Source organism: Micromonospora musae, assembly GCF_003626635.1.
In the GTDB taxonomy this organism is placed as follows: Bacteria; Actinomycetota; Actinomycetes; order Mycobacteriales; family Micromonosporaceae; genus Micromonospora; species Micromonospora musae.
In genome coordinates, this window is record NZ_RAZT01000023.1 from 1 (window position 1) to 26,187 (window position 26,187).

Genomic DNA, 26,187 nt, shown 5'->3' on the forward strand with positions numbered 1-26,187 from the left:
GATCAACGGCTACGTGCCGGACGTGCCCGCACCCTTCGTCTCCTGCGACGACGGCGAGGCCGCCGAGCTGGCCGTCGCGCACCTGGTGGCGCTCGGGCACCGCCGGATCGGCCTGATCACCGGACCGCTTCGTGCCGGTACGCCGCAAGGTCGCCGGCTGGCGCGCCGCGATGACCCGGCTCGCCGGCCTCGCCGGGTCCGAACTGGACGAGCTCGCCGAGCTGAGCCTCTTCGGCGTCGAGGGTGGCGAGGCGGCCGCCGGACGGCTGCTCGACCGGGGCGTCACCGGCGTCGTCTGCGGCTCGGACCTGATGGCGCTGGGCGCGGTCCGGGCGGCCCGGCAGCGCGGCCTCTCCGTACCGACCGACCTCTCCGTGGTCGGCTACGACGACTCACCGCTGATGGCCTTCACCGACCCGCCGCTGACCACCATGCGGCAGCCGGTCACCGCGATGTCGGTGGCCGCCGTCCGGGCACTGGTCGACGAGATCAACGGGCACGGCGCCCCGCACTCCGAGTACCTCTTCCGCCCCGAGCTGGTGGTCCGGGGCTCCACCGCGGTCGCACCGACCCGGCCGCACGCGGCCGCCCGGCCGGCCCCGGCCACGCTCGCCGCCACAGCCTGACGGCGGCCCGTTCTCGGCCGGGAGCAGCCGCAAGCCTTACGCAAGGCCTGCTTGACTCTTGCAACACCCGACCGGCATTCTGCTCCCGCCCGCGCCCACCGGTGTGCCGGGTGCCGCCCTACCGCGCCTGAGAACGGGGATCGCACCGATGACCGCCAGCCACCCCACCCCGCCGACCGCCGACCCCGACTGGTGGCGGTCGGCGGTCGTCTACCAGGTCTACGTGCGCAGCTTCGCCGACGCCAACGGCGACGGCGTCGGCGACCTCCCCGGGATCCGGCAGCGACTGCCGTACCTGCGGGACCTCGGAGTCGACGCGCTCTGGCTGACGCCCTTCTACACCTCGCCGATGGTCGACGGCGGTTACGACGTGGCCGACTACCGCGACGTCGACCCGAGCTTCGGCACGCTCGCCGACTTCGAGGCGATGGTCGGCGACGCCCACGCCCTCGGGCTGCGGATCATCGTCGACCTCGTGCCCAACCACACGTCGAGCGCGCACCCCTGGTTCGTCGCCGCGCTCGCCGCCGGACCCGGCTCGCCGGAGCGCGCCCGGTACCTCTTCGCCGAGGGCCGGGGCGAGCACGGCGAGGAGCCACCGAACGACTGGGAGAGCATCTTCGGCGGGCCGGCCTGGACGCGCGTCGCGGACGGCCAGTGGTACCTGCACCTCTTCGACCCGGCCCAACCCGACCTCGACTGGCGACACCCCGAGGTCCGCGCCGAGTTCGAGGAGATCCTGCGGTTCTGGCTGGACCGCGGCGTGGACGGCTTCCGCATCGACGTGGCCCACGGAATGATCAAGGCGGCGGGGCTGCCCGACGTCGGGTTCAGCACGATGACCACCGGCCGGCGTCAGGTCGAGCTGCTCGGCAAGGGCCGGCTCCCCTACTTCGACCAGGACGAGGTCCACGAGATCTACCGCGCCTGGCGACCCATCCTGGACAGCTACCCGGGCGGCCGGATGGCGGTCGCCGAGGCGTGGGCCGAGACGCCGCAGCGGCTGGCCCGCTACATCGGCCCGGACGAGCTGCACCAGGCCTTCAGCTTCGACTTCCTCGACGCCACCTGGTCGGCCGAGTCGTTCCGCAAGGTGATCGACACGGCGCTCGCCGAGGCGACCATCGTCGGCGCGCCGACCACCTGGGTGCTCTCCAACCACGACAAGCAGCGGCACGTCACCCGCTACGGCGACGGTCCCGACGGGCTGCGCCGCGCCCGCGCCGCCGCGCTGCTGATGCTCGCGCTGCCCGGCTGCGCATACCTCTACCAGGGCGAGGAGCTGGGCCTGCCCGAGGTGCTCGACCTCCCCGACGAGCTGCGCCAGGACCCGGCGTTCCGGCGCACCGGCGAGAGCCGGGACGGCTGCCGGGTGCCGATCCCGTGGAGTGGTGACCTGCCCCCGTACGGCTTCGGGCCAGCGGGGTGCGAGTCGAGCTGGCTGCCGGCCCCCGCCACCTGGGCCGCGCTCTCGGTCGCCGCCCAGCTCGGCGTACCCGATTCGACGCTGGAGCTCTACCGCGACGCGCTGCGGATCCGGCGTGCCCATCCGGCGCTGGCCGCCGAAGGCGGCATCACCTGGCTCGACACCGAACCAGGCGTGCTCGCCTTCTCCCGCTCCGCCGGCGACACCGAGCTGACCTGTGTGGTCAACATCAGCGGCGCGCCGATCCCGGTCAGCGGGTACGGCGAACCGGCCGTCGCGAGCGAACCGCTCGCCGCGGCGAGCGGGGGCCATCTGCTACCTGTCGACTCGGCTGCGTGGTTCGAACGGCGCTGAGCGGGTAACCCGTAAGCGACCTGGTCGTCCGTCGTGCTCCGCGCCGGCGGGCGGCTGGGGCACCGACCCCTTGTGGTGGGGTGAGGTGATGCCGGCGTCTCGCGGAGTCCGCTCCGCGGGGCGCCGGTGACCTTACCGCCGAGCACAGTGGGCGGTGGGCCAGCTACTGAAGATCTTGGAACGGTTACGCCCTCGGCGGGGCCGCGAAATTCCAAGATCGCGGAGACCGTCGCCGCGGCGAGGGTGGGAGGTGTCGAGATGGTGGTACGGGTGGCGCAGTACACCGTCGACGTCGAGGAGGTCGACGTCATGGCGGCGTTCTGGTCCGCCGCGCTCGGCTACCGCGTCGAGCAGGGCGGGGACGGCAGCGCGAAGCTCTACCCGCAGGCGGCCGGCGATGGACCGACCGTGTGGCTGCAGGGCTCGGGCACCGCCAAGCGTGGCAAGAACCGCCTCCACCTCGACCTGGTCAGCGACGGTGACGCGGACACGGAGGTACGGCGGCTCGTCTCGCTCGGTGCGCGGCGGGCAGACGTCGGGCAGACCGGCGACGAGCAGTTCGTGGTGCTCGCCGACCCCGAGGGCAACGAATTCTGCGTGCTGGACCAGGCACCGAGCCGACCCTGATCGCCCCAGGTCAGGAGCCCTTGGCGGTTAGGATCTCGGCGATCCGCCGGAACCCGGCCCGCAGCTCGGCCTCGGTCGGTGGCACCGTCGGCTCGCCCCGGCCGGCCTCGTCCGCCGCCGCGTCCAACTCCTCGTCGATGATGTCCTCGAAGTCTCCGTAGAGATCGGCCTGGTCGACCTGGGTGGCCTCGTCGACCGCGGCGATCTGCGCGGCAGCGATCTCACTGCGGATCTCCTCGGCCGAGAGCGCCGGCAGCAGCGGCTCGACCACCGCCATCAGCTGCTCCTCGGCCACCACCGCCTCGGCCAGGGCGAGGGCGTGCGGCCGTTCGTACGGGCCGCAGACCACCGGCTCCCACTCGTCGACATCGCCGAGCGGGCCGAACGTGATGATCCACGGGAGACCGAGCATCGGCGAGTCGCTCGGCAGGTCCAACGTCACGAGTGCCCCCACCGGCCCATCATCGTCCGTCATCGTGGGCCGCCGTGCGGCATTCGCCCGATCCTCCCTCTCGCCCCGCCTCGTGCCGCGCTCCGCTCCGTCGACCTGGCGGCTCAGCCGGGGCGGGACGCGTCCAGGGCGGCGCGGACCAACGCGAGCGCCGCACCGGGTGGCACACCGAGCCGGCGGGCCGTGAGAGCGTACTCGGCGGCCGAGCGCTGGAGCCGGTCGATCGCGTCGTCCCGCCCCGGCGCCACGAACGTGCCGTTACGGCCCCGCGTCTCGAGCAGCCCACTCCCCTCCAACTCCCGGTACGCCCGGGCCACCGTGTTCGGGGCCAGCGTGAGATCCGCGGCGAGTTGCCGCACGGTGGGCAGCCGGGTGCCCACCGGGAGCCGCCCGTCCCCGATCATCTCGGCGAGCTGAGCGCGCACCTGCTCGTACGGCGGCACCGACGAATCCAGATCGACGGAGATCAGCATGTCGGGCTCCCTGTCCTCAACTGGCACCTCCGGGGGTGCCGGGATCGACCTGCTCGTCGAGGTCCGCCGGCGCCGGGCCCTCCGCCAGGTCGACCACCCGGCCCCGGGAGCTGGTGGCGGCGAGCGCCGCGCCGAAGAGCAGTAGCTGGTTGAGCAGGTAGAGGTAGAGCAGCAGCCCGACCGCGCCGGCCACCACCGTGTACGCCGGGCTCCGCTCGGTGCGGACGACGTAGTAGCGGCCGACCGTGTTGAGCAGCGTGATGCCGATCGCGACGAGCAGCACCACCGGGCGCAGCCGCGACCGGCTCATCCGCAGCCGGGGCACCGCGACGAGCAGCAGCGCGGCGAGGACCGCGTTGACCACCACGCTGAGCACCGCGCTCAACGTGGTCAGCCCGAACGACCCGGTGCTGCGCAGCAGGAAACGCAGCACCGACTCGAGCGTGTCGACCGCCGCCACCGAGAGGCCGAGCAGCACGAAGACGAGGACCATCACGCCGATGTCGACCAGCCGGCGGATCACCAGGTTGCCGGGCTGCTGGTTGAACCCGTAGATCAGCCGCTGGGAGGAGCGGATCGCCTCGATCCAACCGATCCCCGTGAAGGTCAGGATGATCAGACCGACCACACCGACCGTGCCGCTGCTGTCGGCGATCTGCGCCGGGTCGAGGAACGGCAGGTTGTCCCGGAGGAAGTTGCTCGCGGCCACGCTGAACTCGCTGTTGTCGTCCAGGGTCGCGCCGAAGATGGCGTACACGACGAGGGCGAGCGCGAAGACCGCGAAGAAGCCGTAGTAGGCGATCGCGGCCGCCAGCCGACCGCCGAGCACCTCCGCGTAGCGCGCACCGGCGCGCCACACGTGGTCGAAGACCGCCGACCGGCGCCGGCCGGCACTGACCCAGCGGTCGATGCCCGCCTCGATCCGGCCGATCACGTTCACGCCGTCATCCTCGCCGATGTCGCCGCGCCGTGGGGGTAACCCTCGCGGGCGCGCCCGCCGGCCGACCGGTCAGCCGCCCAGCCGGAAGTCCCGTCGTGGCTGCCAGCGGGCCTGCCCGCTGTGCAGGAACAGGGTGAACGACGCCACGTCGAACATCGCGGAGAAGTCGGCGAGGTCCTCGTACACCTTGTCCAATGCCTCGGGCGCGACGTCCTGCGCCACGGTGACGTGCGGGTGGTAGGGGAAGCGCGCTTCGCGGTGCAGCTCCGGGGCGGCGCTGATCGCGGCGGCGAGCAGCTCGCACTCGCTGATCCCGGCCGCCACCGCCACGAAGACCACCTGCGTCACCGGGCGGAACGTGCCGGTGCCGCGCAGGTGCAGGGTGAACGGCAGGTGGGCGGCGGCGACCTCGGCCAGGTGCCGTTCCACGGCGGGTAGGGCGGCGGCCGGTATCTCGGTCGGGCCGAGCAGCGTCACGTGGGCGGGGATGTCCGCCGCCTGGGGGTCGCCGGCCTCCGCGCGTCGCCGGGTGAGCTGAGCGCCCCACGGCTGCGGGATGTCGACCGCGACCCCGATCTGGATGAGGTCGCCCGCTGCGGGCGCCCCGCCCCTGCGATCCACGCTGCGCGCCACCTCTCCGGCCACCGGCCCGTCTCCACCCGTCCCGCGCCGCGTCGCGGCGCTACTCGCCGCGCACCGGCGGGAAGAAACCGATCCGTTCGTACGCGGCCCGCAGCGTCGGGCCGGCCACCGTTCGCGCCTTCTCCGCACCGGCGGCGAGCAGCTTGTCCAGCTGGGCCGGGTCGTCCAGGTAGCCGTTCGTGCGTTCCTGGATCGGGCGGACGAACTCGGTGACCACCTCGGCGAGGTCCTTCTTGAGGTCGCCGTAGCCCTTGCCGGCGTACGCGGCGACCAGGTCGTCGATGTCCCGACCGGAGAGTGCCGAGTAGATGGTCAGCAGGTTGGCGATGCCCGGCTTGCCCTCGGCGTCGAAGACGATCTCCCGACCGGTGTCGGTGACCGCCGAGCGGATCTTCTTGGCCGTACGGGCCGGCTCCTCCAGCAGGTCGATGATGCCGGCCGGCGAGGACGACGACTTCGACATCTTCGCGGTCGGCTCCTGCAGATCGGTGATCTTGGCAGTGTCCTTCACGATGTGCGGCGCGGGCACGGTGAAGGTCTTGCCGAAGAGCGAGTTGAACCGCTGCGCGAGGTCCCGGGAGAGCTCCAGGTGCTGGCGCTGGTCCTCGCCGACCGGCACCGCGTCGGCCTGGTAGAGCAGGATGTCGGCGGCCTGCAGGATCGGGTAGGTGAAGAGGCCGACGCTGGAGCGGTCGCTGCCCTGCTTCTGCGACTTGTCCTTGAACTGGGTCATCCGGCTCGCCTCGCCGAAACCGGTGATGCAGCCGAGCACCCAGGCCAGCTGCGGGTGCTCGGGCACCTGCGACTGGACGAAGAGGGTGCTGCGCTCCGGGTCGAGGCCGAGCGCGAAGAGCTGCGCGGCGGCGACCCGGGACCGCTGCCGGAGCACCTTCGGGTCGTGCCCGGCGGTGATCGCGTGCAGGTCGACCACGCAGTAGAACGCCTCGTGGGTCTCCTGCAACGCCACCCAGTGCCGCAGCGCGCCCAGGTAGTTGCCGAGGTGGAACGAGTCGGCGGTCGGCTGGATGCCGGAGAAGACGCGGGGGCGGGCGGGAACGTCGGGCATGACGCCAATTCTGTCAGCCCGCCCGGGCGGGCGTCATGACGGCCCGGCGGGTCGCGCCCTGCCGGTCACCGTGGGCGTCGTCACCTCGCGTCGCTGCTCCGGCAGCCGGGCGACGGAGACCGCGATCCGGGCCGCCCGTCGCCCCTCCAGGGCGAGCACCCGCAGCAGCCACCCGCCGGGCGGGTCACCCGGCTCGCCGGCGCCGGCGTCGGCCGGGCCGGGCGCCACCGGCACCTCGTCACCGGCGACGGGCAGCCGGCCCAGCGCGGCCATCACGTATCCGCCGACCGTCTCGTACGGCCCCGGCGGCAGCGTGATCCCGGTGCGCTCGGCGAAGTCGGCGAGGTTGAGCCGCCCGTCCAGCACGGTGGGCAGCCCGGCGCGCACCGGGTCGAACGTGCCGTCGTACTCGTCGTGGATCTCGCCGACCAGCTCCTCGATGAGGTCTTCGAGCGTCACGATGCCGGCCGTGCCGCCGTACTCGTCGACCACCACCGCGAGGTGGTGCCCCTCCCGGCGCATCTCGGTCAGCGCGGCGAGCACCCGCTTGCTGCCGGGCAGCCGTTTCACCTCGCGGGCCAGCTCGCCCACGCCGACGCACGGGTCGGCCTCCGGCCGCAGCAGCACGTCCCGCAGGTGGACGAGGCCGACCACGTCGTCGTGGGTGCCGTCGGTGACCGGGTAGCGGGTGTGCGGCTCGGCCCGTACCAGCCGGGCCGCCTCCGCGATGGTCAGCCCGGCGGGCAGGAAGACCACTTCGGTGCGGGGCATCATCACCTCGCGGATCAGCCGCGCCCCGGCGACGAGCACCTCGTCGATGATCCGGCGCTCGTCGGCGTCGAGCAGGGTGTTCGCGGCCACCAGGTCACGCAGGTCGGCCTCGCTGATCCGCTCCCGGCCGGCCGCCGGGCTCGCGCCGAGCAGGTCGGTGACGCGGCGCGTGGCGGCGTCGGCGGCCCGTACCACCATCCGGGCCACGGCCCGGGCGAACGGCCCCGGGTCCCGGCCCGGCCGTCGCCGGGCGCGTCGCCGGCGCTCGGGGCCGCCCGCTTCCCGCATGTCAGAGATGGTAGACAGCGGGACGTTCCGGCACCGGGTTTCCCACCGGCCGTGGCGCGGCCCGCCGCCGTCCGCCCGCCGCCGTCGAACCCCCACACGTGTTCAACTCTGTTGGATCGTGAGAGTTTATGATGGAATCGGGTTGCCCGGTGGGAAGCGCCGGGTCGACCACCCGCCCGTAGGGTGAGCACCGACACCGGCCGCTGCGTGAGCCGGCCAGGCAGGAGGAGTCGACGTGAAACTGCTCGTCACCGGTGGCGCCGGCTACATCGGCAGTGTCGTGACCAGGATGCTGCTCGACGCCGGTCACGAGGTGGTCGTCCTCGACGACCTGCGCACCGGCTACCGCGTCGCGCTCGCCCCCGACGCCACCCACGTCGACCTGCCCATCCACGAGGCGGCGCAGGTGCTCACCCGGGAAGCCGGCTTCGACGGCGTGCTGCACTTCGCCGCGCTCATCGCCGCCGGCGAGTCGATGGTCAAGCCCGAGCTCTACTGGCACAACAACACCGTCGGGTCGCTCGCGCTGATCGACGCGGTCCGGGCCGCCGGGATTCCACGGATGGTCTTCTCCTCCACGGCCGCCGTCTACGGCAACCCGACCGAGCTGCCGATCCCGGAGACCGCGGTGAAGGCGCCGACCAACACGTACGGGGCGACCAAGCTCGCCGTCGACATGGCGCTCACCTCCGAGGCGATCGGGCACGGCCTGGCCGCCGTCTCGCTGCGCTACTTCAACGTGGCGGGCGCCCACCTCACCGGCGACGTCGCGCTCGGCGAGCGGCACGACCCCGAGACCCACCTGATCCCGATCGCGCTGGAGGTCGCCGCCGGCCGGCGGGAGAAGCTGCAGCTCTTCGGCGACGACTACCCCACCGCCGACGGCACCTGCGTCCGCGACTACATCCACGTCGCCGACCTGGCCCGGGCCCACCTGCTCGCCCTGGACGCCGCCACCGCCGGTCAGCACCGGGTCTACAACCTCGGTAACGGCAACGGGTTCACCAACCGGCAGGTGGTCGACGTGGTCCGCGAGGTGACCGGGCACCCGCTGCCGGTCGAGATGGCGCCGCGCCGCGAGGGCGACCCCGCCGAGCTGGTGGCCTCGTCCCGGCTGGCCCGCGAGGAGCTGGGCTGGGTGCCGCAGAAGCCGACCCTGCACGACATGGTCGGCGACGCCTGGACCTTCTACCGCACGCACCTCCTGGAGCAGGCATGACCGACGTCGCCGACCGCGCCACCACCGGCTTCCGCCGGGAGTTCGGCGCGCCGCCGGCCGGCCAGTGGGCGGCCCCCGGACGGGTCAACCTGATCGGCGAGCACACCGACTACAACGACGGCTTCGTGCTCCCCTTCGCGCTGCCCCTGCGTACGGTGGCGGCCGCCGACCGGCAGGAGGGCGCGCGCTGGACGGTCTGGTCGGAGCTCTCCGGCGAGACGATCGACTTCGGCGCCGACGAGGTCGACGAACCCGGTCGGGTCGCCGGCTGGGGCGCGTACGTCGCCGGGGTCGTCTGGGCGCTGCGCGAAGCGGGGCACGACGTGCCCGGCGCGCGCCTCGCCATCACCTCCGACGTGCCGCTCGGCGCCGGGCTCTCCTCGTCGGCGGCGCTGGAGGCGGCGGTGCTGACCGCCCTGGTCGACCTGGGCGGCCTCGACCTGCCCGCCGAGCGGCAGCCCCGGCTCGCCCAGCGCGCCGAGAACCACTACGTCGGCGCGCCGACCGGGATCATGGACCAGTCGGCCTCCATCCGCTGCCGCGACGGGCACGCGCTCTTCCTCGACTGCCGCAGCGAGGGCGTCGAACACATCCCCTTCGACCTGCGGGGCGCCGGGCTCGCCATGCTGGTCGTCGACAGCCACGCCCCGCACCGGCACGCCGACGGCGAGTACGCTGCCCGCCGCAAGTCCTGCGAGGCCGGCGCCGAGCGGCTCGGCGTGCCCGCGCTGCGCGACGTCACCGTCGACCAGCTCGACACCGCGCTCGCCCGCCTCGACGACCCGGAGACCCGCCGCCGGGTCCGGCACGTGGTCACCGAGGACCAGCGGGTGCTCGACACCGTGGCGCTGCTGCGCGCCGGCCGGGTCCGCGAGATCGGCCCGCTGCTCACCGCCTCGCACGTCTCGATGCGCGACGACTTCGAGATCACCGTGCCCGAGATCGACACGGCGGTCGAGGCGGCGCTCGCCGCGGGCGCGCTCGGTGCCCGGATGACCGGCGGCGGCTTCGGCGGCTGCGTCCTCGCCCTCGTCGAGGCCGACGCCGCCGACCCGGTCGCCGACGCGGTCACCGCCGCCTACGCCGAGCAGGGCTTCCGCGCCCCCGACCACCTCACCGTGCTCCCCGCCCCCGGCGCCGTCCGCCTGACCTGACCCCGTCCCCCTCCTTCACGGAAAGAGTGGCTCTCCGACGCTGGACAGCCACTCTTTCCGTGAAGGAGCCCGCAAGCTGTTCGGCGGTCCGGCCGCTGGACCGTCCAGCAGCGACTGTCGATATGGTGTCGCCCCGGAGCAGAGGAGGCGACGTGACCGACGTCGGATTCGCCGCACAGCAGCGCGCGGGGGCGCTGATGGACCTCGGGCGGCACGACGAGGCGGTGACGGTGCTGCGCGGTGTGCTGGCCGGGCAGCCCCAGCACGCCGGGGTGCTGTTCATGCTGGCCCGCTGTCACCGCGTCCTGGGCCGGTACGCCGAGGCCATGCGCCTGATCGACCAGGCGCTCGGCTTCTCCGTCACCCAGGAGCACCTGCTCGTCGAGAAGGCCCGGATCCTGCTCGCGGCCGACCAGCCCGCCTATGCGGCCTCGGCCGCGCACGCCGCGCTGGAACGGTCACCGGGCTCCTGGGAGGCGCACGCCCTGCTGGCCGAGGCGCTCCTCGCCCTCGGCAACCCCACCCGCGTCGTGGTCGCCCGTCGGCACGCCGACACCGCGCTGGAGCTCGCCCCGCAGGTCCCCACCGCGCACCTGCTCGACGCCCTGCTGCACATCCGCATGGGTCGGCTGCGCGCCGCCCGCGCGGCCTGTGGTCGGGCGTTGGCGCTGGACCCGTCGTTCGAGCCGGCCCTGCACCAGCTCGCCCTGCTCGACGCCGGGCAGGACCGCACCGGCCGGGCCGCCCGCGGCTTCACCGCGACGCTCGCCGCCGATCCGCAGGACGGGCCGGCGGCCGTACGGCACGCGGTGACCGCCGCCGCGCTGTGGTGGCGGCTCTTCGACGCGGTGACGCTCGCCGCCGTGGCGCACTGGGCGCTCTTCGCGCTGCTCACCGACGTGGGCCGCCCCGTGCGGCTCGGCACCGCGCTGCTCGTCCTGCCGGTGCTGGCCGCGGCGGCGCTACTGAACCGGCGACGGCAACCGGCGGCGCTGCGGTGGCAGCTGCGCCGGCAGCTCGGCTGCCGCACGGTCGTGGTCTGCCTGGCGCTGACAGTGCTCGCCGCGGCGGGGCTGCTGGTCAACGGTCTCGCCACCGCGACGGAGAGCCCGGCCGGCGCAGTGGCCGGCCTGCTCCTGGGCCCGGCCGGCCTGGTCCTCGTCGTCCGCCTGGTGCGGCAGCTGGGCCGCCGGGCCGGCCCAGCGCTCCGCTGGCTCGGTTACCAGGTCTGGACGAGGCTCGCCGCCCGCACCACCCTCACCGTCGCCGCCGACCCGAGGCGCTGACCGTCGGCGCCCCGGACCGCTGCCTCAACCCGCCTCGACGATCATGCCGGCGCCGACCGTCCGGTTGGTCGTCTCGTCGATGATGACGAAACCGCCAGTGGTGCGGTTCCGGCGGTACTCGTCGGCGAGCAGCGGCACCGTGGTCCGCAGCCGGACCCGGCCGATCTCGTTGAGCCGCAGCTCACCCGCCGACTCGTCGCGGTGCAGCGAGTTGATGTCGAGCCGGTAGTGCAGGCCGCGCACGATCGCGCGCGCCGAGCGGGTGGTGTGCTTGATCGCGTACTTGCCGCCGACCTGCAACGGGCGGGTCTCGTCCATCCAGCAGACCATCGCCTCGATGTCCTGCGCCACCGCCGGCGCGTTGTTCGGCCGGCAGATCAGGTCGCCCCGGGAGATGTCGATCTCGTCGGTCAGCCGTACCGTGACCGACATCGGCGGGAACGCCTCCGCGACCGGCCCGTCGGCGGTCTCCACCGACGCGATCCGGCTGGTGAAGCCCGACGGCAGCACCATCACCTCGTCACCCGCCTTGAGCACCCCCGAGGCGACCTGACCCGCGTAGCCCCGGTAGTCGGTGACGGTGGTGGACTGCGGACGGATCACGTACTGCACCGGGAACCGCACGTCGACCAGGTTGCGGTCACTCGCGATGTGCACCCGCTCCAGGTGGTGCAGCAGCGCCGGGCCCTCGTACCACGGCATGTTCGGCGACCGGCTGACGATGTTGTCGCCGTTGAGCGCGGAGACCGGTACCACCGTCAGATCCGGCACGTCGAGCTTCGCGGCGAACGCGGTGAACTCGTCCGCGATCCGCTCGAAGACGTCCTGGGAGAAGTCGACCAGGTCCATCTTGTTGACACAGAGCACCAGGTGCGGCACGCGCAGCAGGGAGCAGAGGAAGGCGTGCCGGCGGGACTGCTCCACCAGGCCCTTGCGGGCGTCGACCAGGATCAGCGCCAGGTCCGCCGTGGACGCCCCGGTGACCATGTTCCGGGTGTACTGGATGTGCCCCGGGGTGTCGGCGATGATGAACTTCCGCCGCGGCGTGGCGAAGTACCGGTACGCCACGTCGATGGTGATGCCCTGCTCCCGCTCCGCCCGCAGGCCGTCGGTGAGCAGCGCCAGGTTCGTGTACTCGTCGCCCCGTGCGGCGCTGACCGCCTCCACCGCGGCCAACTGGTCGGTGAAGAGCGACTTCGTGTCATAGAGCAGCCGGCCGATCAGCGTCGACTTGCCGTCGTCCACGCTGCCCGCGGTGGCGAAGCGCAGCAGGTCCATGCGTCGGGGGGCGGGTTCGCCACCGGTGGCGGCGTCCGCGCCGGGCGACGCGGTGGTCTCGACGGTCATCAGAAGTAGCCCTCCCGCTTGCGGTCCTCCATGGCGGCCTCGCTGACCCGGTCGTCACCACGGGTCGCGCCCCGCTCGGTGATCCGGGTCGCCGCCACCTCCTCGATGACCTTCTCCACCGTGTCCGCGTCGGAGCGCACCGCTGCCGTGCAGGACGCGTCGCCCACCGTGCGGTACCGCACCCGCTCCTTGAACAACTCCTCGCCGGCCCGCGGCCGGAGGAACTCGTTGACCGCGTAGAGCATCCCGTCGCGCTCGATCATCTCGCGCTCGTGCGCGTAGTAGATCGCCGGCAACGGGATCCGCTCCCGCGCGATGTAGTGCCAGACGTCCAGCTCCGTCCAGTTGGAGAGCGGGAAGACCCGGATCGACTCACCCGGATGGTGCCGGCCGTTGTAGAGCGCCCACAACTCCGGACGCTGGTTCTTCGGATCCCACTGGCCGAACTCGTCACGGAAGCTGAACACCCGCTCCTTCGCGCGGGCCTTCTCCTCGTCGCGCCGCGCGCCGCCGAAGAGGGCGTCGAAGCGGTGCTGCTCCACCGCCGCCAGCAGCACCGGGGTCTGGATCCGGTTCCGCGTCCCGTCCGGCGACTCGCGGACCACGCCGCGCGCCAGCGCCTCCGGCACGCTCGCCACCACCAGCTGCAGCCCGAGCTCCGCCACCCGCTGGTCGCGGTACTCCAGGACCTCCGGGAAGTTGTGCCCGGTGTCCACATGCATCACCGGGAAGGGCACGTTCGCCGGGGCGAACGCCTTCTGCGCCAGGCGCAGCATCACGATCGAATCCTTGCCGCCCGAGAAGAGCAGCACCGGCCGCTCCATCTCGGCGACCACCTCACGCATCACGAAGATGCTCTCCGCCTCCAACGCGTCCAGGTGGGAGACCTGGTAGGCGGGCGCGGTCATGACCCGGGCTCGATTCGCTCGCTCATCCGATTTCCAGACCTTTCCGGTCGGGGAAGTCAAGAACTGGGCACAGGCTACCCGGAATGCCTCTGCAGCGCCGCAAGCAACCGGGGGGCGAGATCCCGACGACACACCAGCAGGTCGGGCAGGCGTGGATCCGCTTCGTTGTATTTCAGCGCAGAACCGTCGATCCGGGAAGCGTGCAGTCCGGTGGCCGTCGCCACAGCGACCGGCGCGGCCGAATCCCACTCGTACTGGCCACCCGCGTGGATGTACGCGTCCACCTCACCGGTCACCACCGCGGCGATCTTCGCGCCCGCCGAACCCATCGGCACCAGGTGCGCCCCCACGTCGTCGGCCAGATCGGTGAGGAACACCGGCGGCCGGCTCCGGCTCGCCGCCAACCGGATCATCCGGCTACCGGCCGCCGCCGCCTCCACCGTCATCGGCGGGTACGCCGGCGGGTAGTCCGTGGCCAGCACCCGCTGCTGCGCGGGCAACCCCACCGCGCCGGCCACCAGCCCGTGCGGGCTCGCCGCGCTACGCGACCAGAGCGCCACGTGCACCGCCCAGTCCGACCGCCCGTCCTCGGCGTACTCCCGGGTGCCGTCCAGCGGATCGACGATCCACACCCGCTCCGCGGCCAGCCGGGACACCCCCTCGGGGGTCAGCTCCGCCGCCCAGGCCAACCGCGACCCCTCGTCCTCCTCCGAGAGCACCGCGTCGCCGGGACGCCACTTCGCCAGCTCGGTGCGGATCAGCTCGTGCGAGACCTTGTCCCCCGCCGACTTCAACGCGCCCGGATCGGCGAAACCCAGCTCCGCGCGCAACGCCAGCAGCGCCTGACCCGCCCGGGCCGCGAGCCACCGGGCGAACGCGCCGTCGATCGTCGGAGGACTGTCCATGGTCCGCTCCCGTCGCCTCGCCACGGCCCGGTTCGTCCCCCGCGACCCGCGCCGCCGGTCGCCACACATCGAAAGGCGCAGACTACCGGCCCGCAGCCGCCGAACGGGTACGCCCCGCCCGCGTCAGGCGCCGTGGTACAGGTTCTGCGTCGGCTCCACGCCTCGGGTGACGACCGACTCCACCACGTCAGCGGCCCGATCGACCAGGAACTCGAGTTCCTTACGCTCGACCGCGCTGAAATCCGACAGTACGAAGTCGGCCGGATCCTGCCGTCCCGGTGGCCGGCCGATGCCGAACCGGACCCGGACGTACTCCTTCGTACCGAGCGACTTGGTCATCGAACGCAACCCGTTGTGCCCGCCCTCGCCGCCGCCGCACTTCACCCGCAGCTGCCCGTACCCGATGTCCAGCTCGTCGTGGACCGCGACGACCTGCCCCGGCACCACCTTGTAGAACTGGGCCAAGGCCGCCACCGGCCCACCGGAGAGGTTCATGTAGGTCAACGGCTTCACCAGCACCAACCGGGGACCACCGAAACCGAGCCGACCCTCCGCGACCTCCGCCACGGCCCGCCGGTGTCGACCGAACTTCGCGCCCACCCGCTGCGCGAGCAGCTCCGCCACCATGAAACCGACGTTGTGCCGGTTACCGGCGTACTCCCGACCCGGGTTGCCCAGGCCGACCACCAGCCACGGCCCCGCCTCGTCCGTCACGACCCAACCTTTCCACGTCCCACCGACCCGACCCCGATACGCCGACAGGCGCCCCCGAACGCGGGGACGCCTGTCGCACGTGAAAACCGACCGGATCAGGCCCCGGTACGCGCCTCGGCGTTCTCCTCGCCCTCGGCAGCCGGAGCGGCCTCGGCGCCCTCCGAAGCCTCGGTGACCTCGCCGACCTCGGCCTCGGCCTCCTCGGTGGCCTCCTCGACCTCGGGCAGCGTCGCCTCGAGCTGCTCCGCGGTCGGGGCGGCGGTCACCGTGGCGACCGGCAGCTCCGGGTCGGCGGCCAGCTCGACGCCCGCCGGGAGGGTCACGTCGCCCGCGGTGACCTGCGCACCCGGCTCGGCGCCCTCGATCGACGCCTCCAGGTGGTCCGGCACCTTGGTGGCGTCGGCGGTCACCGAGAGGGTGTCGTGGTCGTGCACGATCAGCGTGTCCTTCGCGGCCTCGCCGGTCAGCTCGACCGGGACCTCGACGGTGACCTTCTCGCCGCGGCGGACGAGCAGCAGGTCGACGTGCTCGAAGGTGTCCTTGATCGGGTCACGCTGAATCGCCTTCGGCAGCGCCAGCACCTGGGTGCCGTCGCTCACCTCGATCGCGAAGAGCTGGTTCGCGCCGCCCTTGCGGATCGCGGCAGCGAACTCGCGGGACGGCAGCGCGATGTGCTTCGGCTTCTCGCCGTGGCCGTACAGCACGGCGGGCACCTTGCCGGCCCGGCGGGTACGACGGGCACCACCCTTGCCGAACTCGGTACGGGGCTCGGCGCTGATCTTTACCTCGGACACGGGGAAACTCCTGATGCTTCGCTGCGGCGGTTTGTCGACTGGCGGTGCTGGGGCGAGGGGCTCGCTGGGGCTCATGCGTCATGAACGACTGCCCGGAGCACCGCGTCGATGACGGTGCCTCCGTGCGGCGCTTCCTCAGCGGCCCGCCGGGCACCCTCGCCGTGGCAACCGCACTAGTCTACCCGAGCGAAATCCCGGCTCTCCGCCAGTCCCCATATCACCGCCGGCTACGCCTCGCAGGTCAGCTCCGCCGGCTCCGGCGGCCGGCCACGACGACCGCCGGAGACGCGACAGAACTCAGCTGAGACCGCCGAAGAGCGTGGTCACCGAACCGTCGTCGAAGACCTCGCGGATCGCCCGGGCGAGCAGCGGCGCGATCGACAGCACGGTGATCTTGTCGAGCTGCTTCTCCGGCGGCAGCGGCAGCGTGTTGGTCACCACGACCTCGCTGATCGGGCTGTTCTTCAACCGCTCCGTCGCCGGATCGCTCAGCAGCGCGTGCGTCGACGCGACGATCACGTCGGCGGCGCCGGACTCCTTGAGGATGTCCGCCGCCTTGCAGATCGTGCCGCCCGTGTCGATCATGTCGTCCACGATCAGGCAGACCCGACCCTCGACGTCACCGACCACCCGGTTCGCCACCACCTGGTTCGGCTTCAGCGGGTCCCGGGTCTTGTGGATGAAGGCCAGCGGACAACCGCCCAGCCGGTCCGTCCAGCGCTCGGCGACCCGCACCCGGCCCGAGTCCGGCGCGACCACCGTCATCGGCCGGCCGGCGTACTGCCGCTCGACGTACTCGGCCAGCACGTCCATCGCGAAGAGGTGATCGACCGGACCGTCGAAGAAACCCTGGATCTGCGCGGTGTGCAGATCCACGGTGAGGATCCGGTTCGCCCCCGCGGTCTTCAGCAGGTCGGCGATCAACCGGGCCGAGATCGGCTCCCGGCCCCGGTGCTTCTTGTCCTGCCGCGCGTACGGGTAGAACGGCAGGACCACGGTGATCCGCTTGGCCGAGCCGCGCTTCAGCGCGTCGATCATGATCAGGGTCTCCATGACCCAGGTGTTCACGCCGTGCGTGACGGACTGCACCACGAAGGCGTCCGAACCACGCACCGAGTCGCGATACCGGACGAAGATCTCGCCGTTGGCGAAGTCGTACGCGTCGGTGGGCGTCGGGGCGACGCCGAGCACCTCCCCGATCTCCTTGGCCAGCTCCGGAAAGCCACGTCCGGTGAAGAGCATCAGGCTCTTGCGGTTTTCAGCGACGATGCTGCCCATGGGCCCGTCTGCTCCCGTTGGTCGGTGATGCCCGGCGCGCGGTGGTGGTGGGCCGGGGCCTAGTCGGTTGCAGTATCTCCCTCGGGTGATTCCCCGCCCAGCGCCCGGCCATCCCCGTGGATTGCCTCACCTTCGCTTGCCGCCACGGTCCCCGCCGACGCACCCTCGGCGGCACGCAGCGCCCGCTCGGCCGCCGCCGCCGACACCGTGCCGGGGCGCTTGCGCGTCACCCAGCCCTCGATCTCGCGCTGCGGCGCCCGGGTGACCCCCAACGCCCCCGGCGACACGTCCTTGCTGATCGCGCTGCCCGCCGCGATGTACGCACCGGCACCCACCTCGACCGGCGCGATCAGGCTCGTGTCGCAGCCGATGAACGCCCCCTCGCCGACGATCGTCCGGTTCTTGTTGACCCCGTCGTAGTTCACGAAGATCGTCGCGGCGCCGATGTTCGCCTTCGCGCCGATCGTCGCGTCCCCCACGTACGACAGGTGCGGCACCTTCGCGCCCGGCCCCACCTCGGAGTTCTTCACCTCGACGAAGGTCCCGACCTTCGACTTCTCCGCCAGGCGCGCATCCGGACGCAGGTACGCGTACGGGCCGACGCTCGCGCCCGGACCGACCTCCGCGCCCACCGCGTGGCTGCGCAGCACCGTCGCGCCCTCGCCCACCACCGTGTCGATCAACGTCACGTCCGGGCCGACCACGGCGCCGGAGCCGACCACGGTGGCGCCGCGCAGCTGGGTGTTCTGGTCGACCACCGCGTCCCGGTCCAGCGCGACCGTCACGTCGATCCAGGTGGTCTCCGGGTCGAGCAGACTCACCCCGGTGCGCATCCAGCCCTCGTTGATCCGGTCGCGCAGCAGCCGGCGCAGCGCCGCCAACTCGACCCGGTCGTTGCAGCCCAGCGTCTCCACGTGGTCCGGCGCGACGTGCACGGCCACCGGCTCCCCCGCCGAGTTCAGCAGGCCGAAGACGTCGGTCAGGTACTCCTCGCCCTGCTCGTTGTCGGTGGAGAGCTTGCCCAGCGCGTCCCGCAGCCGCACCACGTCGAACGCGTAGCTGCCGGCGTTGATCTCCCGGACGGCGCGCTGCGCCGGGGTGGCGTCCCGCTCCTCGACGATCTGCTCCAGCCGACCGTCGGCGGACCGCACGATCCGGCCCAGGCCGGTCGGGTCGGGCACCTCGGCGGCGAGCACCGTCGCGGCGGCGCCGGCCTGCTCGTGCGCGTGCACCAGCGCGCTCACCGTCTCCGGGCGCAGCAGCGGCACGTCACCGTTGATCACGACGACCGTGCCGGTGGCGTCCGGTACGGCCTCCAGCGCGATCCGTACCGCGTGACCGGTGCCGAGCTGCTCGGCCTGGAGCACCGGAACGACGTCCGGCGCGATCTCGGCGAGGTGCCCGCCGACCTGGTCGGCGCCGTGCCCGACCACCACCACGGTCCGGTCCGCGCCCAACGGCGCCGCCGCGCTCAACACGTGGCCGAGCAGCGTACGTCCGAGCAACGGGTGCAGCACCTTGGGCAGCGCCGATTTCATCCGTTTGCCCTCACCGGCGGCGAGCACGACGACGGTGCGATGGTGGGGCTGGGACACGACCGGTCTCCCGTCGGGACGGCGACACTTCCGCGGTCATGCTAACCAGACCCCGAAGGCCGACGAGCAGAAGCTCCCGGGAGAGGACTCGAACCCCTACAATCAGGACCAAAACCTGACGTCCTGCCATTAGACGACCCGGGACGGTCAAAACAGGCAAAGCCAACAGCCGTCGCCCTCTACACCTTAGCGTCCCGGCGGCGGCACGCCATCGCCCATTCCTTTCATGATCCCTTCTATCTTCCAGTACAGGCGGCTCGACTTCGCCACCTCGACCGCGAGGCACCCCCGGTAGCCGTCGCCGGTGTTCTGCCGATTCGTGGCTGGCCGGTGCCGCTTGAGGACGGTGGGCTGGAACTCCTCCGGAGATGCTCCGACAAGGGTCGACCACCAGCGCACAGCCTCCGGCGCGTCGGCCGTCTCGTGGATGCTGACCCGAAACCGCAGGTCGGCCCGCGGCACGCCCATCGCCGCCACGAAGCGCAGGAACAGCGTGACGAGTGTGGGGTCGCTGTTGACGAACCTGACCCGACAGTCGTTGAGACGCCATGGCTTCGCCTTCGTGCCCTCGGCCCAGTAGATCGCCGCGCCGATGAGAACCAGTTCCCGGTAGCGCAGATGCTTGACCCACCCCGCGGTCGCGGCCACGGTCTCCGCCCGAGCCGCGTCCCGCGCGGCCCGATGACCGGCCCACTGCGCGTCGGTCATGACCTTCGAGTGCGCTCGCCGCCGGGCCCGGGCCTCCTCGTCGTCCGGCAGAGGCATGTGTCCCACCCAGCGGTAGGCGGTCGACTTGGCCACCCCCAGCCGCTGCGCGATCGATGGCACCGAGCAGCCCTGCGACCGCAGACGGACGGCTTGCGCGTACAGGTCGTCCTCGGGATAGGGATCGGTCATGGGTCGACGCTAGGGGGGGGGCGGTACGACAAAGCCTCTCGCGAACTTCCCCGTGCGATCTACGGTTGCGTAAGTTACGGTGACGTAGGCGTAGCTTGCGTTGTTCCCCTACTCCCCACTGCTGCGAGGTGCCATGTCGACCACCCTGCTCGAACCGAAAGCATCCGGACCGAAGCCACTCACCCAGGGCGTGCAGTCACCTGGCATTCTCGTCGCGCTCTGGCTCTTCGTGGTGATCCCGTTCGGGGCCCTCGTCGCCGCCGTGCCGGTCGCCTGGGGTGGCTGGCTGAGCTGGACCGACGTGGGCATCGCGGCGTTCTGGTACGTGATCTCCGGGCTCGGCGTGACGGTCGGCTACCACCGCTACTTCACTCACGGCTCCTTCAAGGCACGGCGCGGCCTGCGCGTCGCGCTGGCGGTCAGCGGCTCACTCTCGGTGCAGGGCGAGATCATCCAGTGGGTGGCCGACCACCGTCGTCACCACGCCTTCTCCGATCTGGAGGGTGACCCGCACTCCCCGTGGCGGTTCGGCGAGAGCGTCTGGGGTCTGACCCGTGGCCTCTTCCACGCGCACCTCGGCTGGATGTTCAGCCGGGAGCTGTCCAACCGGGAACGGTTCGCGCCGGACCTGATCGCCGACCGCGACATCAGGCGGGTCGACCAGCTCTTCCCGCTGCTGGTGACGATCTCGATCCTCGGCCCGGCGCTGATGGGCGGCCTGCTGACCTGGTCGTGGCAGGGCGCGCTGACCGCGCTCTTCTGGGCCGGACTGGTCCGCATCGCGCTGCTGCACCACGTCACCTGGGCGATCAACTCGGTCTGCCACGTCTACGGCGAGCGGCCCTTCGCGATGCGGCAGGGCGACCGGGCGGCGAACTTCTGGCCGCTGGCGATCCTCTCCTTCGGCGAGAGCTGGCACAACCTGCACCACGCCGACCCGACGTGCGCGCGGCACGGCGTACTGCGCGGTCAGGTGGACATCTCGGCCCGGGTCATCTGGTTCCTGGAGAAGTCCGGAGCGGCGTACGACGTGCGCTGGCCGAAGCCGGAGCGCCTCGCGGCGAAGATGGTGTCACCGTCGGCGGGATGATCCGGGGAATGGACTCGACGGTTACCTGGCAGTATGGCCCGGTGACCGAACCAAGCGGGGGGAATGCCGCGCGGCACGGCGTCAGGGGGGCCGGGCACGCGGCGGGTACGGTCGGACGGCGCTCGTGCGCCTTCCGGCCGTACGCCAGTGAGGCGGCGGAGTGAGCGGGTACAGCGGAGGCACCATCCCACGGCAGGGCGTCACCGAGCGCCGGCGAGGTGACGAGATGGCGGATGTCTTGGGCAGCGAAGGTGGCACGAGCCGGCGAAGGTCGGCGGGCACGGCTGGCGGCAAGCCCTCCTCCCGGGTCCGCATGTCGGCGGCCCAGCGCCGGGAACAGCTGATCGCGATCGGACGGCAGCTCTTCGCCGAGCGCGGTTTCGACGCGACCTCCGTGGAGGAGGTGGCGGCGCGGGCGAAGGTGTCGAAGCCGGTGGTCTACGAGCACTTCGGCGGCAAGGAGGGGCTCTACGCGGTGGTGGTGGACCGGGAGGTCCGGGCTCTGCTGGACCGGATCACCACGGCGTTGACCGCGGGCCACCCGAGGGAGCTGCTGGAGCAGGCGGCGATGGCGCTGCTCAGCTACATCGAGGAGGAGACGAGCGGCTTCCGGGTGCTGGTCCGCGAGTCGCCGTTGATGGCGGCGACGGGCAACTTCAGCAGCGTGCTCAACGACGTGGCGCATCAGGTCGAACACATCCTGGGTGCCGAGTACAAGAGCCGGGGGTACGACCCGAAGCTGGCCGAGCTCTATTCGCAGGCGCTCGTCGGGATGGTGGCGTTGACCGGTCGCTGGTGGCTGGAGGTCCGTAAGCCGCGCAAGGAGACGGTCGCCGCGCACCTGGTGAACCTGGCCTGGAACGGGTTGTCGCACCTGGAGTCGAAGCCGACCCTCATCTCCTCCCGGAAGCGCTGAGCCCGCGCCTCGGGCGGGGGCGGTCGCGTCGGGTCAGGGCGTGTTCGCCTCGGAGATCTGCTTGTCCCGGTGGCGTTGTTCCGCCTCGGCGAGCTCCGGTGGGCCGACCTTGTCGTAGAGGCCGGTGCCGAGCAGCACCAGGCCGAAGAGCATCGACACGATCACTGTCGACATCGAGAAGTTCAGGAAGTTCGCTCCGGTCTGCAGCACCGACATCATGAGGATGCTGGTGACCAGGAAGACGATGCCGGCGGTCAGGTTCATGTAGTGGCCGAGGTTGGTGCGGCGGGAGGCACCGATCAGCAGGAAGGCTCCGAAGATCACCGACGCGATGGAGAACGCGAGGTTGGTGCGGAGGCCGAGCACCCAGTTGCTCTCGCGGGCGAAGAGGAACTGTCCGGCGGTCTGCGCGATTCCCCAGGCGCCGAAGACCAGGATGTAGAGCCCGATGAGCCCGGAGAGGACGCGGTAGATCGGTCGCGCCGGATGGTTCACCGGAAAATGCGCCATGAGCCTCTCCTCCGCCCGAGTTGACCGGTTCCGGAGGATTGTCGCCCGCAGGACGACCGACTGTCCGGCGAACAGACTGGTCTGCCCACAAACACGAAAGGTCCCGCGCATCCGCCAGGAACGGCCGGACGTAGCGGGACCAGGAACGGGTTTCGCCGGAGCCCGACCCGCGGAGGGATCAAGCCTGACCGCCCGGAGCGGGTCGGGCTCCGGCGAAACCAGAAGCGCAAGCAGAGAGGCAGCAGCGCGACCAGAAGATCAGAGCACCAGGCGGGCCTTCTGCCACGCCTCCTGCTCCTCGTCGGTACCGACCTTGCCGTACATGCCGGCGACGAGCAGCACCAGGCTGGCCGCCATGAAGACGATGACGGTCGGGATGTTGAAGTTGAAGAAGTTCGCGTCGGTCCGGATGAAGGCGAGGCCGCCGAGGCTGACGATCATCATCAGGTACGCCAGCCACTGGTCGATCACCACGTCGATGTTGCGGCCGAGCGCGGTACCGGCCAGCACGATCAGCCCGAGCACGATGCTGACCAGCGAGAACCCGAGGTTCGTGCCCTGGCCGAGGACCTGGGTGCCGTCCTGGGCGAAGAGCTCGTCGCCGGCGCTCGTGATCACGCCGAGCGCACCGAAGACCACCAGGTACAGACCGGTCAGCCCGCCGATCGCCCGGTAGATCGGCCGCGCGGGGTGGTTGACGGGGGTATGGGCCATGTCTGAGTCTCCAACGCCGTTCGGGTGAGGGTCGACGACGATTGTCCCGCACGTCGGAGTGTGACGCGGCACACGGGGGCCCACCTGGGGTGGCGGCCACCGGCCGGGCCGCCACCGTCGATGGCGGAGCGGCCGGTTCAGTCGGCGGGCAGTTCCTCGGCGAGCGCCAGCCAGGTCTCCTCGGTCCGCTCCCGCTCGGCCCGCAGGTCCTTGAGCTGGCCGTCCAGCTCGGCGACCTTCGCGTAGTCGGTGGCGTGCTCGGCGAGCTGGTCGAGCAGCGCCGCCTCGCGCTGCTCGAGCTTCCCGATCTGGCGTTCCAGCCGGGTCAGCTCCTTGCGCGCCTGGCGCACCTCGGCGGCGGAGAGCCCGGTGCGGACCGGCGCCTCCGCAGCGGTGGCGGGCACCGCCTCGGCGCGGGCGGAGCCGGGGCCGCCGGCGGAGCGAGCAAGGTACTCGTCCACGCCGCCGGGCAGGTGCACCAACCGTCCGTCGCCCAGCATGCCGTAGACGACGTCGGTGACCCGCTCGATGAGGTAACGGTCGTGGCTGGCCACGATCAACGTTCCCGGCCAGGAGTCGAGCAGGTCCTCCAGCCCGGCGAGGGTGTCGGTGTCGAGGTCGTTGGTGGGCTCGTCGAAGAGGAGCACGTTCGGCTCACCGGCGAGCAGGCGGAGCATCTGCAGTCGACGGCGTTCGCCACCGGAGAGGTCGCTGACCGGCGTCCAGAGCCGCCGGTCGTCGAAGCCGAAGATCTCGGCGAGCTGGGCGGCGGAGATCTCCCGATCACCGAGCTGCACGCGCCGGGCGACCTCCTCGACGGCCTCCAGCACGCGCAGCTGCCCGGGCAGCTCGGCCAGCTCCTGGGAGAGGAAGGCCGGTCGGACGGTGGAGCCGGTGACGAACCGGCCGCCGTCGGGGCGGGTGACACCGGCGAGCATCCGCAGCAGGGTGGTCTTGCCGGCCCCGTTGGCGCCGAGGATGGCCACCCGGTCGCCCGGGCCCACCTGCCAGGTGGTGTCGCGCAGGATCTCCTTCGGGCCGGCCTTGAGGTTGACCTGCTCCAGGTCGTACACCTGCTTGCCGAGCCGCGCGGTGGCGAGCCGTTGCAGCGACATGGTGTCGCGCGGCGGCGGTACGTCGGCGATCAGCGCGTTGGCCGCGTCGATCCGGAACCGCGGCTTCGAGGTCCGGGCCGGCGGGCCGCGACGCAGCCAGGCGATCTCCTTGCGGAGCAGGTTCTGCCGGCGGGCCTCGGTGGCCGCGGCGACCCGCTCCCGCTCGGCGCGGGCGAGGGTCCAGGCGGCGAAGCCGCCGTCGTAGGAGCGGACGGTCTGGTCGGCGACCTCCCAGGTGGTGGTGCAGACGGCGTCGAGGAACCAGCGGTCGTGGGTGACGACGACGAGGGCGCCCTTGCGGCCGAGCAGGTGCCGGGCCAGCCAGTCGACGCCGCCGACGTCGAGGTGGTTGGTGGGCTCGTCGAGGATCAGCAGGTCGGAGTCCCGGACCAGCAGCGCGGCGAGGGCCACCCGGCGGCGCTCGCCGCCGGACATCGGGCCGACCGGCTGGTCGAGGCCGAGGTGGGGCATGCCGAGGCCGTCGAGGATGGTTCGTACTCCGGCGTCGCCGGCCCACTCGTGCTCGGCGCCCATGCTCTCGGCGAGCCACTCGGTGCCGAGCACCACGTCCCGGACGGTGGCCTCGGGGGCGAGGGTGAGGTTCTGCGGCAGCCAGGCGACCCGCAGGTCGCGGCGGTGGGTGACGCGGCCGTCGTCCGGTTCCTCGCCGCGGGTGAGCAGCCGGAGCAGCGTGGACTTGCCGGCGCCGTTGAGGCCCACCACGCCGATCCGGTCGGCGTCGTCCAGGCCGAGGGAGACTTCGGTGAGCAGCGGCCCGGCGGCCCCGTAGCCCTTGGACACCCGGTCCAGGTTGACGATGTTGGCCACGACCTACCTTTCATGATCAAGGCGTCCGGTGCCGGCGGGCACGGGACGCCTGGCCCTCCAGCGTACGCGGCGCTCGGGGCGCGGCAGGCTCCGCGGCGGCCCGACGGGTCTCGGGGTGGTGGCGGGCGTCAGACGATCCGCGCGCCGGCTACCGGGCCGTGGGCCACCCGGACCTCACGGCACACCTCGGCCGCGGTGAGTTCGGCGGCGATCCGCTCGGCTCGCGCGCCGTTCTCGGCGAGGAAGACGCAGGTCGGTCCGGATCCGGAGACGAGGCCGGCGAGCGCACCGGCCGCCTCGCCCGCCTTGAGCGTCTCGGCGAGGGCGGGGCGCATGGCGAGGGCGGCGTCCTGCAGGTCGTTGCCGAGCGTCGCGGCGAGCACCCGCGGGTCCCGCTGGCGCAGCGCGGCGAGCAGCGCGTCGGTGGCGCCGAGCGGCGGGCCGGCGGTGCCGGCCTCGCGGAGCCGGTCCAGTTCCCGGTAGGCGGCCGGAGTGGAGAGACCGCCGTCCGCGATGGCGACGACCCAGTACCAGGAGGTCGGGCGGGCCAGCACCGGGCTGACCGCCTCGCCGCGCCCGGTGCCCAGCGCCGTGCCGCCGTGGATCAGGAACGGCACGTCCGAACCGAGGTCGGCGGCGATCCCGGCCAGCTCGTCACGGGTGAGCCCGGTGCCCCAGAGTGCGTCGCAGGCCACGAGGGTGGCCGCCGCGTCGGCGCTGCCGCCGGCCAGACCGCCGGCGAGGGGGATCTGCTTGCGCAGGTGCAGCCGGGCGTGCGGGAGCACGCCCGCGTACCCGGCGAGCGCGTGGGCGGCCCGCATCACCAGGTTGGAGTCGTCCAGGGCCAGCTCGCCGGTGCCCTCGCCCTCCATGGTGAGGGTGAGGGTGTCGCCGCGGCGGGCGGTCAGCTCGTCGTAGATGGAGATCGCGTGGTAGACGGTGTTCAGCTCGTGGTAGCCGTCACGGCGCAACGGGCCCACGCCCAGGTGCAGGTTGACCTTGGCGGGCACCCGGACCTTCACCGGGCCCATGGCCCCGCGCCGCTCGTCCTCGCCGTCCGGTCGCCAGGCCTCGGTCACGGGGCGATGTCCCGCAGGCTCGGACGGATGTCGAACGGCTTCTCCACGATCAGCTCCTCGGCAGCGTCGGCGACCGGCTGGTACCGGCCGTCGACCAGGTCGTACGCGTAGACGTGCAACGGATCCTGCTCGATCCTCGAGTGGTGCGGCAGGCCGGCGGGCACGGCGCCCAGC

General features: G+C 72.2%; 26 protein-coding genes, 1 tRNA gene and 1 pseudogene. 8 read left to right on the forward strand and 20 right to left on the reverse strand.

The genetic code is table 11. From position 1 onward, the window contains the following. The 3 genes and pseudogenes from D7044_RS30685 to D7044_RS30695 form a co-directional block, all read left to right on the forward strand. Positions 1–626, forward strand: a pseudogene (locus D7044_RS30685) (substrate-binding domain-containing protein); the annotation flags it as partial. Positions 627–774: 148 nt separating this feature from the next. Beyond that, positions 775–2,406 carry a glycoside hydrolase family 13 protein gene (locus D7044_RS30690; protein WP_120690979.1) on the forward strand — a complete coding sequence of 544 codons (1,632 nt, stop codon included), beginning with the start codon at positions 775–777 and terminating at the stop codon, positions 2,404–2,406. A 258-nt stretch (positions 2,407–2,664) separates the two neighbouring features. Next, entirely contained in the window at positions 2,665–3,033 is a 369-nt protein-coding gene (locus D7044_RS30695; protein ID WP_120690980.1) for a VOC family protein, read from the forward strand. 10 nt (positions 3,034–3,043) lie between these two features. Here D7044_RS30695 and D7044_RS30700 read toward each other — a convergent pair whose 3' ends face one another. The 6 genes from D7044_RS30700 to D7044_RS30725 all read right to left on the reverse strand — a co-directional run bounded on the left by D7044_RS30700 (position 3,044) and on the right by D7044_RS30725 (position 7,664). Further along, entirely contained in the window at positions 3,044–3,487 is a 444-nt protein-coding gene (locus D7044_RS30700; RefSeq protein WP_120673421.1) for a hypothetical protein, read from the reverse strand. Between the two features lie 101 nt (positions 3,488–3,588). After that, positions 3,589–3,957, reverse strand: a complete 369-nt coding sequence (locus D7044_RS30705; protein WP_120673422.1) for a GntR family transcriptional regulator — start codon at positions 3,955–3,957, stop codon at positions 3,589–3,591. 16 nt (positions 3,958–3,973) lie between these two features. Next, positions 3,974–4,897 carry a YihY/virulence factor BrkB family protein gene (locus tag D7044_RS30710; RefSeq protein WP_120673423.1) on the reverse strand — a complete coding sequence of 308 codons (924 nt, stop codon included), beginning with the start codon at positions 4,895–4,897 and terminating at the stop codon, positions 3,974–3,976. 69 nt (positions 4,898–4,966) lie between these two features. Continuing rightward, positions 4,967–5,542, reverse strand: a complete 576-nt coding sequence (locus D7044_RS30715; RefSeq protein WP_120673424.1) for a 2'-5' RNA ligase family protein — start codon at positions 5,540–5,542, stop codon at positions 4,967–4,969. A 37-nt stretch (positions 5,543–5,579) separates the two neighbouring features. Beyond that, positions 5,580–6,605 (reverse strand): tryptophan--tRNA ligase, encoded by a 1,026-nt coding sequence (gene trpS, locus D7044_RS30720; RefSeq protein ID WP_120690981.1) that lies wholly within the window; start codon positions 6,603–6,605, stop codon positions 5,580–5,582. A 33-nt stretch (positions 6,606–6,638) separates the two neighbouring features. Then, positions 6,639–7,664, reverse strand: a complete 1,026-nt coding sequence (locus tag D7044_RS30725; RefSeq protein WP_120690982.1) for a hemolysin family protein — start codon at positions 7,662–7,664, stop codon at positions 6,639–6,641. A gap of 235 nt (positions 7,665–7,899) precedes the next feature. Here D7044_RS30725 and galE point away from each other — a divergent pair, with 235 nt between their 5' ends. The 3 genes from galE (at position 7,900) to D7044_RS30740 (ending at position 11,323) form a co-directional block, all read left to right on the forward strand. Continuing rightward, positions 7,900–8,883 (forward strand): UDP-glucose 4-epimerase GalE, encoded by a 984-nt coding sequence (gene galE, locus D7044_RS30730; protein WP_120673427.1) that lies wholly within the window; start codon positions 7,900–7,902, stop codon positions 8,881–8,883. After that, positions 8,880–10,037 (forward strand): galactokinase, encoded by a 1,158-nt coding sequence (gene galK, locus D7044_RS30735; protein ID WP_120690983.1) that lies wholly within the window; start codon positions 8,880–8,882, stop codon positions 10,035–10,037. The genes galE and galK overlap by 4 nt, the downstream gene beginning before the upstream one ends. 152 nt (positions 10,038–10,189) lie before the next feature. Beyond that, complete coding sequence (locus D7044_RS30740) at positions 10,190–11,323, forward strand: tetratricopeptide repeat protein (protein ID WP_158610047.1); 1,134 nt, start codon at positions 10,190–10,192, stop codon at positions 11,321–11,323. Between the two features lie 24 nt (positions 11,324–11,347). Here the strand turns inward: D7044_RS30740 and D7044_RS30745 are convergent, their stop codons facing one another. The 9 genes from D7044_RS30745 to D7044_RS30785 form a co-directional block, all read right to left on the reverse strand. After that, positions 11,348–12,670, reverse strand: coding sequence for a sulfate adenylyltransferase subunit 1 (locus tag D7044_RS30745; RefSeq protein WP_120690985.1), 1,323 nt, complete (start codon positions 12,668–12,670; stop codon positions 11,348–11,350). After that, positions 12,670–13,578: a sulfate adenylyltransferase subunit CysD gene (gene cysD / locus D7044_RS30750; RefSeq protein ID WP_120690986.1), complete on the reverse strand. Its 909-nt coding sequence runs from the start codon at positions 13,576–13,578 to the stop codon at positions 12,670–12,672. Before cysD ends, D7044_RS30745 begins: the two co-directional genes overlap by 1 nt. A gap of 74 nt (positions 13,579–13,652) precedes the next feature. After that, on the reverse strand, positions 13,653–14,483 hold the full coding sequence (locus D7044_RS30755) for an inositol monophosphatase family protein (RefSeq protein ID WP_120690987.1): 831 nt from the start codon (positions 14,481–14,483) through the stop codon (positions 13,653–13,655). Positions 14,484–14,606: 123 nt separating this feature from the next. After that, entirely contained in the window at positions 14,607–15,197 is a 591-nt protein-coding gene (gene pth, locus D7044_RS30760; protein WP_120690988.1) for an aminoacyl-tRNA hydrolase, read from the reverse strand. Between the two features lie 95 nt (positions 15,198–15,292). Beyond that, positions 15,293–15,991 carry a 50S ribosomal protein L25/general stress protein Ctc gene (locus D7044_RS30765; RefSeq protein WP_120673434.1) on the reverse strand — a complete coding sequence of 233 codons (699 nt, stop codon included), beginning with the start codon at positions 15,989–15,991 and terminating at the stop codon, positions 15,293–15,295. Positions 15,992–16,288: 297 nt separating this feature from the next. Further along, entirely contained in the window at positions 16,289–17,269 is a 981-nt protein-coding gene (locus D7044_RS30770; protein WP_120673435.1) for a ribose-phosphate diphosphokinase, read from the reverse strand. A gap of 59 nt (positions 17,270–17,328) precedes the next feature. Further along, a complete protein-coding gene (gene glmU, locus D7044_RS30775) occupies positions 17,329–18,864 on the reverse strand; it encodes a bifunctional UDP-N-acetylglucosamine diphosphorylase/glucosamine-1-phosphate N-acetyltransferase GlmU (protein WP_120690989.1) in 1,536 nt (511 codons plus the stop codon). Positions 18,865–18,937: 73 nt separating this feature from the next. Beyond that, a tRNA-Gln gene (locus D7044_RS30780) sits at positions 18,938–19,008 on the reverse strand. 42 nt (positions 19,009–19,050) lie between these two features. Next, entirely contained in the window at positions 19,051–19,761 is a 711-nt protein-coding gene (locus D7044_RS30785; protein ID WP_120690990.1) for a helix-turn-helix domain-containing protein, read from the reverse strand. Between the two features lie 133 nt (positions 19,762–19,894). Here D7044_RS30785 and D7044_RS30790 point away from each other — a divergent pair, with 133 nt between their 5' ends. Beyond that, positions 19,895–20,851 carry an acyl-CoA desaturase gene (locus D7044_RS30790; protein ID WP_120690991.1) on the forward strand — a complete coding sequence of 319 codons (957 nt, stop codon included), beginning with the start codon at positions 19,895–19,897 and terminating at the stop codon, positions 20,849–20,851. Positions 20,852–21,077: 226 nt separating this feature from the next. After that, the gene (locus tag D7044_RS30795) at positions 21,078–21,767 is read left to right on the forward strand and encodes a TetR/AcrR family transcriptional regulator (RefSeq protein ID WP_120673935.1); all 690 of its coding nucleotides are present in this window, start codon (positions 21,078–21,080) and stop codon (positions 21,765–21,767) included. 33 nt (positions 21,768–21,800) lie between these two features. Here the strand turns inward: D7044_RS30795 and D7044_RS30800 are convergent, their stop codons facing one another. The 5 genes from D7044_RS30800 to D7044_RS30820 all read right to left on the reverse strand — a co-directional run bounded on the left by D7044_RS30800 (position 21,801) and on the right by D7044_RS30820 (position 26,177). Next, positions 21,801–22,277, reverse strand: coding sequence for a DUF4383 domain-containing protein (locus D7044_RS30800; protein WP_120673439.1), 477 nt, complete (start codon positions 22,275–22,277; stop codon positions 21,801–21,803). Between the two features lie 258 nt (positions 22,278–22,535). Further along, positions 22,536–22,991 (reverse strand): DUF4383 domain-containing protein, encoded by a 456-nt coding sequence (locus D7044_RS30805; protein WP_120673440.1) that lies wholly within the window; start codon positions 22,989–22,991, stop codon positions 22,536–22,538. A 137-nt stretch (positions 22,992–23,128) separates the two neighbouring features. Beyond that, positions 23,129–24,934, reverse strand: a complete 1,806-nt coding sequence (locus D7044_RS30810; RefSeq protein WP_120690992.1) for an ABC-F family ATP-binding cassette domain-containing protein — start codon at positions 24,932–24,934, stop codon at positions 23,129–23,131. Between the two features lie 128 nt (positions 24,935–25,062). Continuing rightward, positions 25,063–26,013 carry a 4-(cytidine 5'-diphospho)-2-C-methyl-D-erythritol kinase gene (locus D7044_RS30815; RefSeq protein ID WP_120673442.1) on the reverse strand — a complete coding sequence of 317 codons (951 nt, stop codon included), beginning with the start codon at positions 26,011–26,013 and terminating at the stop codon, positions 25,063–25,065. Further along, on the reverse strand, positions 26,010–26,177 hold the full coding sequence (locus D7044_RS30820) for a Uma2 family endonuclease (protein ID WP_233562862.1): 168 nt from the start codon (positions 26,175–26,177) through the stop codon (positions 26,010–26,012). Before D7044_RS30820 ends, D7044_RS30815 begins: the two co-directional genes overlap by 4 nt. Between the last annotated feature and the right edge of the window lie 10 nt (positions 26,178–26,187).

Coding starts and splice junctions, on each gene's coding strand:
- cysD (WP_120690986.1), bottom strand. CDS start 13,578: ATGACCGCGCCCGCCTACCAGGTCTCCCACCTGGACGCGTTGGAGGCG.
- D7044_RS30705 (WP_120673422.1), bottom strand. CDS start 3,957: ATGCTGATCTCCGTCGATCTGGATTCGTCGGTGCCGCCGTACGAGCAG.
- D7044_RS30805 (WP_120673440.1), bottom strand. CDS start 22,991: ATGGCCCATACCCCCGTCAACCACCCCGCGCGGCCGATCTACCGGGCG.
- galK (WP_120690983.1), top strand. CDS start 8,880: ATGACCGACGTCGCCGACCGCGCCACCACCGGCTTCCGCCGGGAGTTC.
- D7044_RS30725 (WP_120690982.1), bottom strand. CDS start 7,664: ATGCGGGAAGCGGGCGGCCCCGAGCGCCGGCGACGCGCCCGGCGACGG.
- D7044_RS30800 (WP_120673439.1), bottom strand. CDS start 22,277: ATGGCGCATTTTCCGGTGAACCATCCGGCGCGACCGATCTACCGCGTC.
- D7044_RS30755 (WP_120690987.1), bottom strand. CDS start 14,483: ATGGACAGTCCTCCGACGATCGACGGCGCGTTCGCCCGGTGGCTCGCG.
- D7044_RS30690 (WP_120690979.1), top strand. CDS start 775: ATGACCGCCAGCCACCCCACCCCGCCGACCGCCGACCCCGACTGGTGG.
- D7044_RS30770 (WP_120673435.1), bottom strand. CDS start 17,269: ATGGGCAGCATCGTCGCTGAAAACCGCAAGAGCCTGATGCTCTTCACC.
- trpS (WP_120690981.1), bottom strand. CDS start 6,605: ATGCCCGACGTTCCCGCCCGCCCCCGCGTCTTCTCCGGCATCCAGCCG.
- D7044_RS30745 (WP_120690985.1), bottom strand. CDS start 12,670: ATGACCGTCGAGACCACCGCGTCGCCCGGCGCGGACGCCGCCACCGGT.
- D7044_RS30790 (WP_120690991.1), top strand. CDS start 19,895: ATGTCGACCACCCTGCTCGAACCGAAAGCATCCGGACCGAAGCCACTC.
- D7044_RS30695 (WP_120690980.1), top strand. CDS start 2,665: ATGGTGGTACGGGTGGCGCAGTACACCGTCGACGTCGAGGAGGTCGAC.
- D7044_RS30785 (WP_120690990.1), bottom strand. CDS start 19,761: ATGACCGATCCCTATCCCGAGGACGACCTGTACGCGCAAGCCGTCCGT.
- D7044_RS30795 (WP_120673935.1), top strand. CDS start 21,078: ATGGCGGATGTCTTGGGCAGCGAAGGTGGCACGAGCCGGCGAAGGTCG.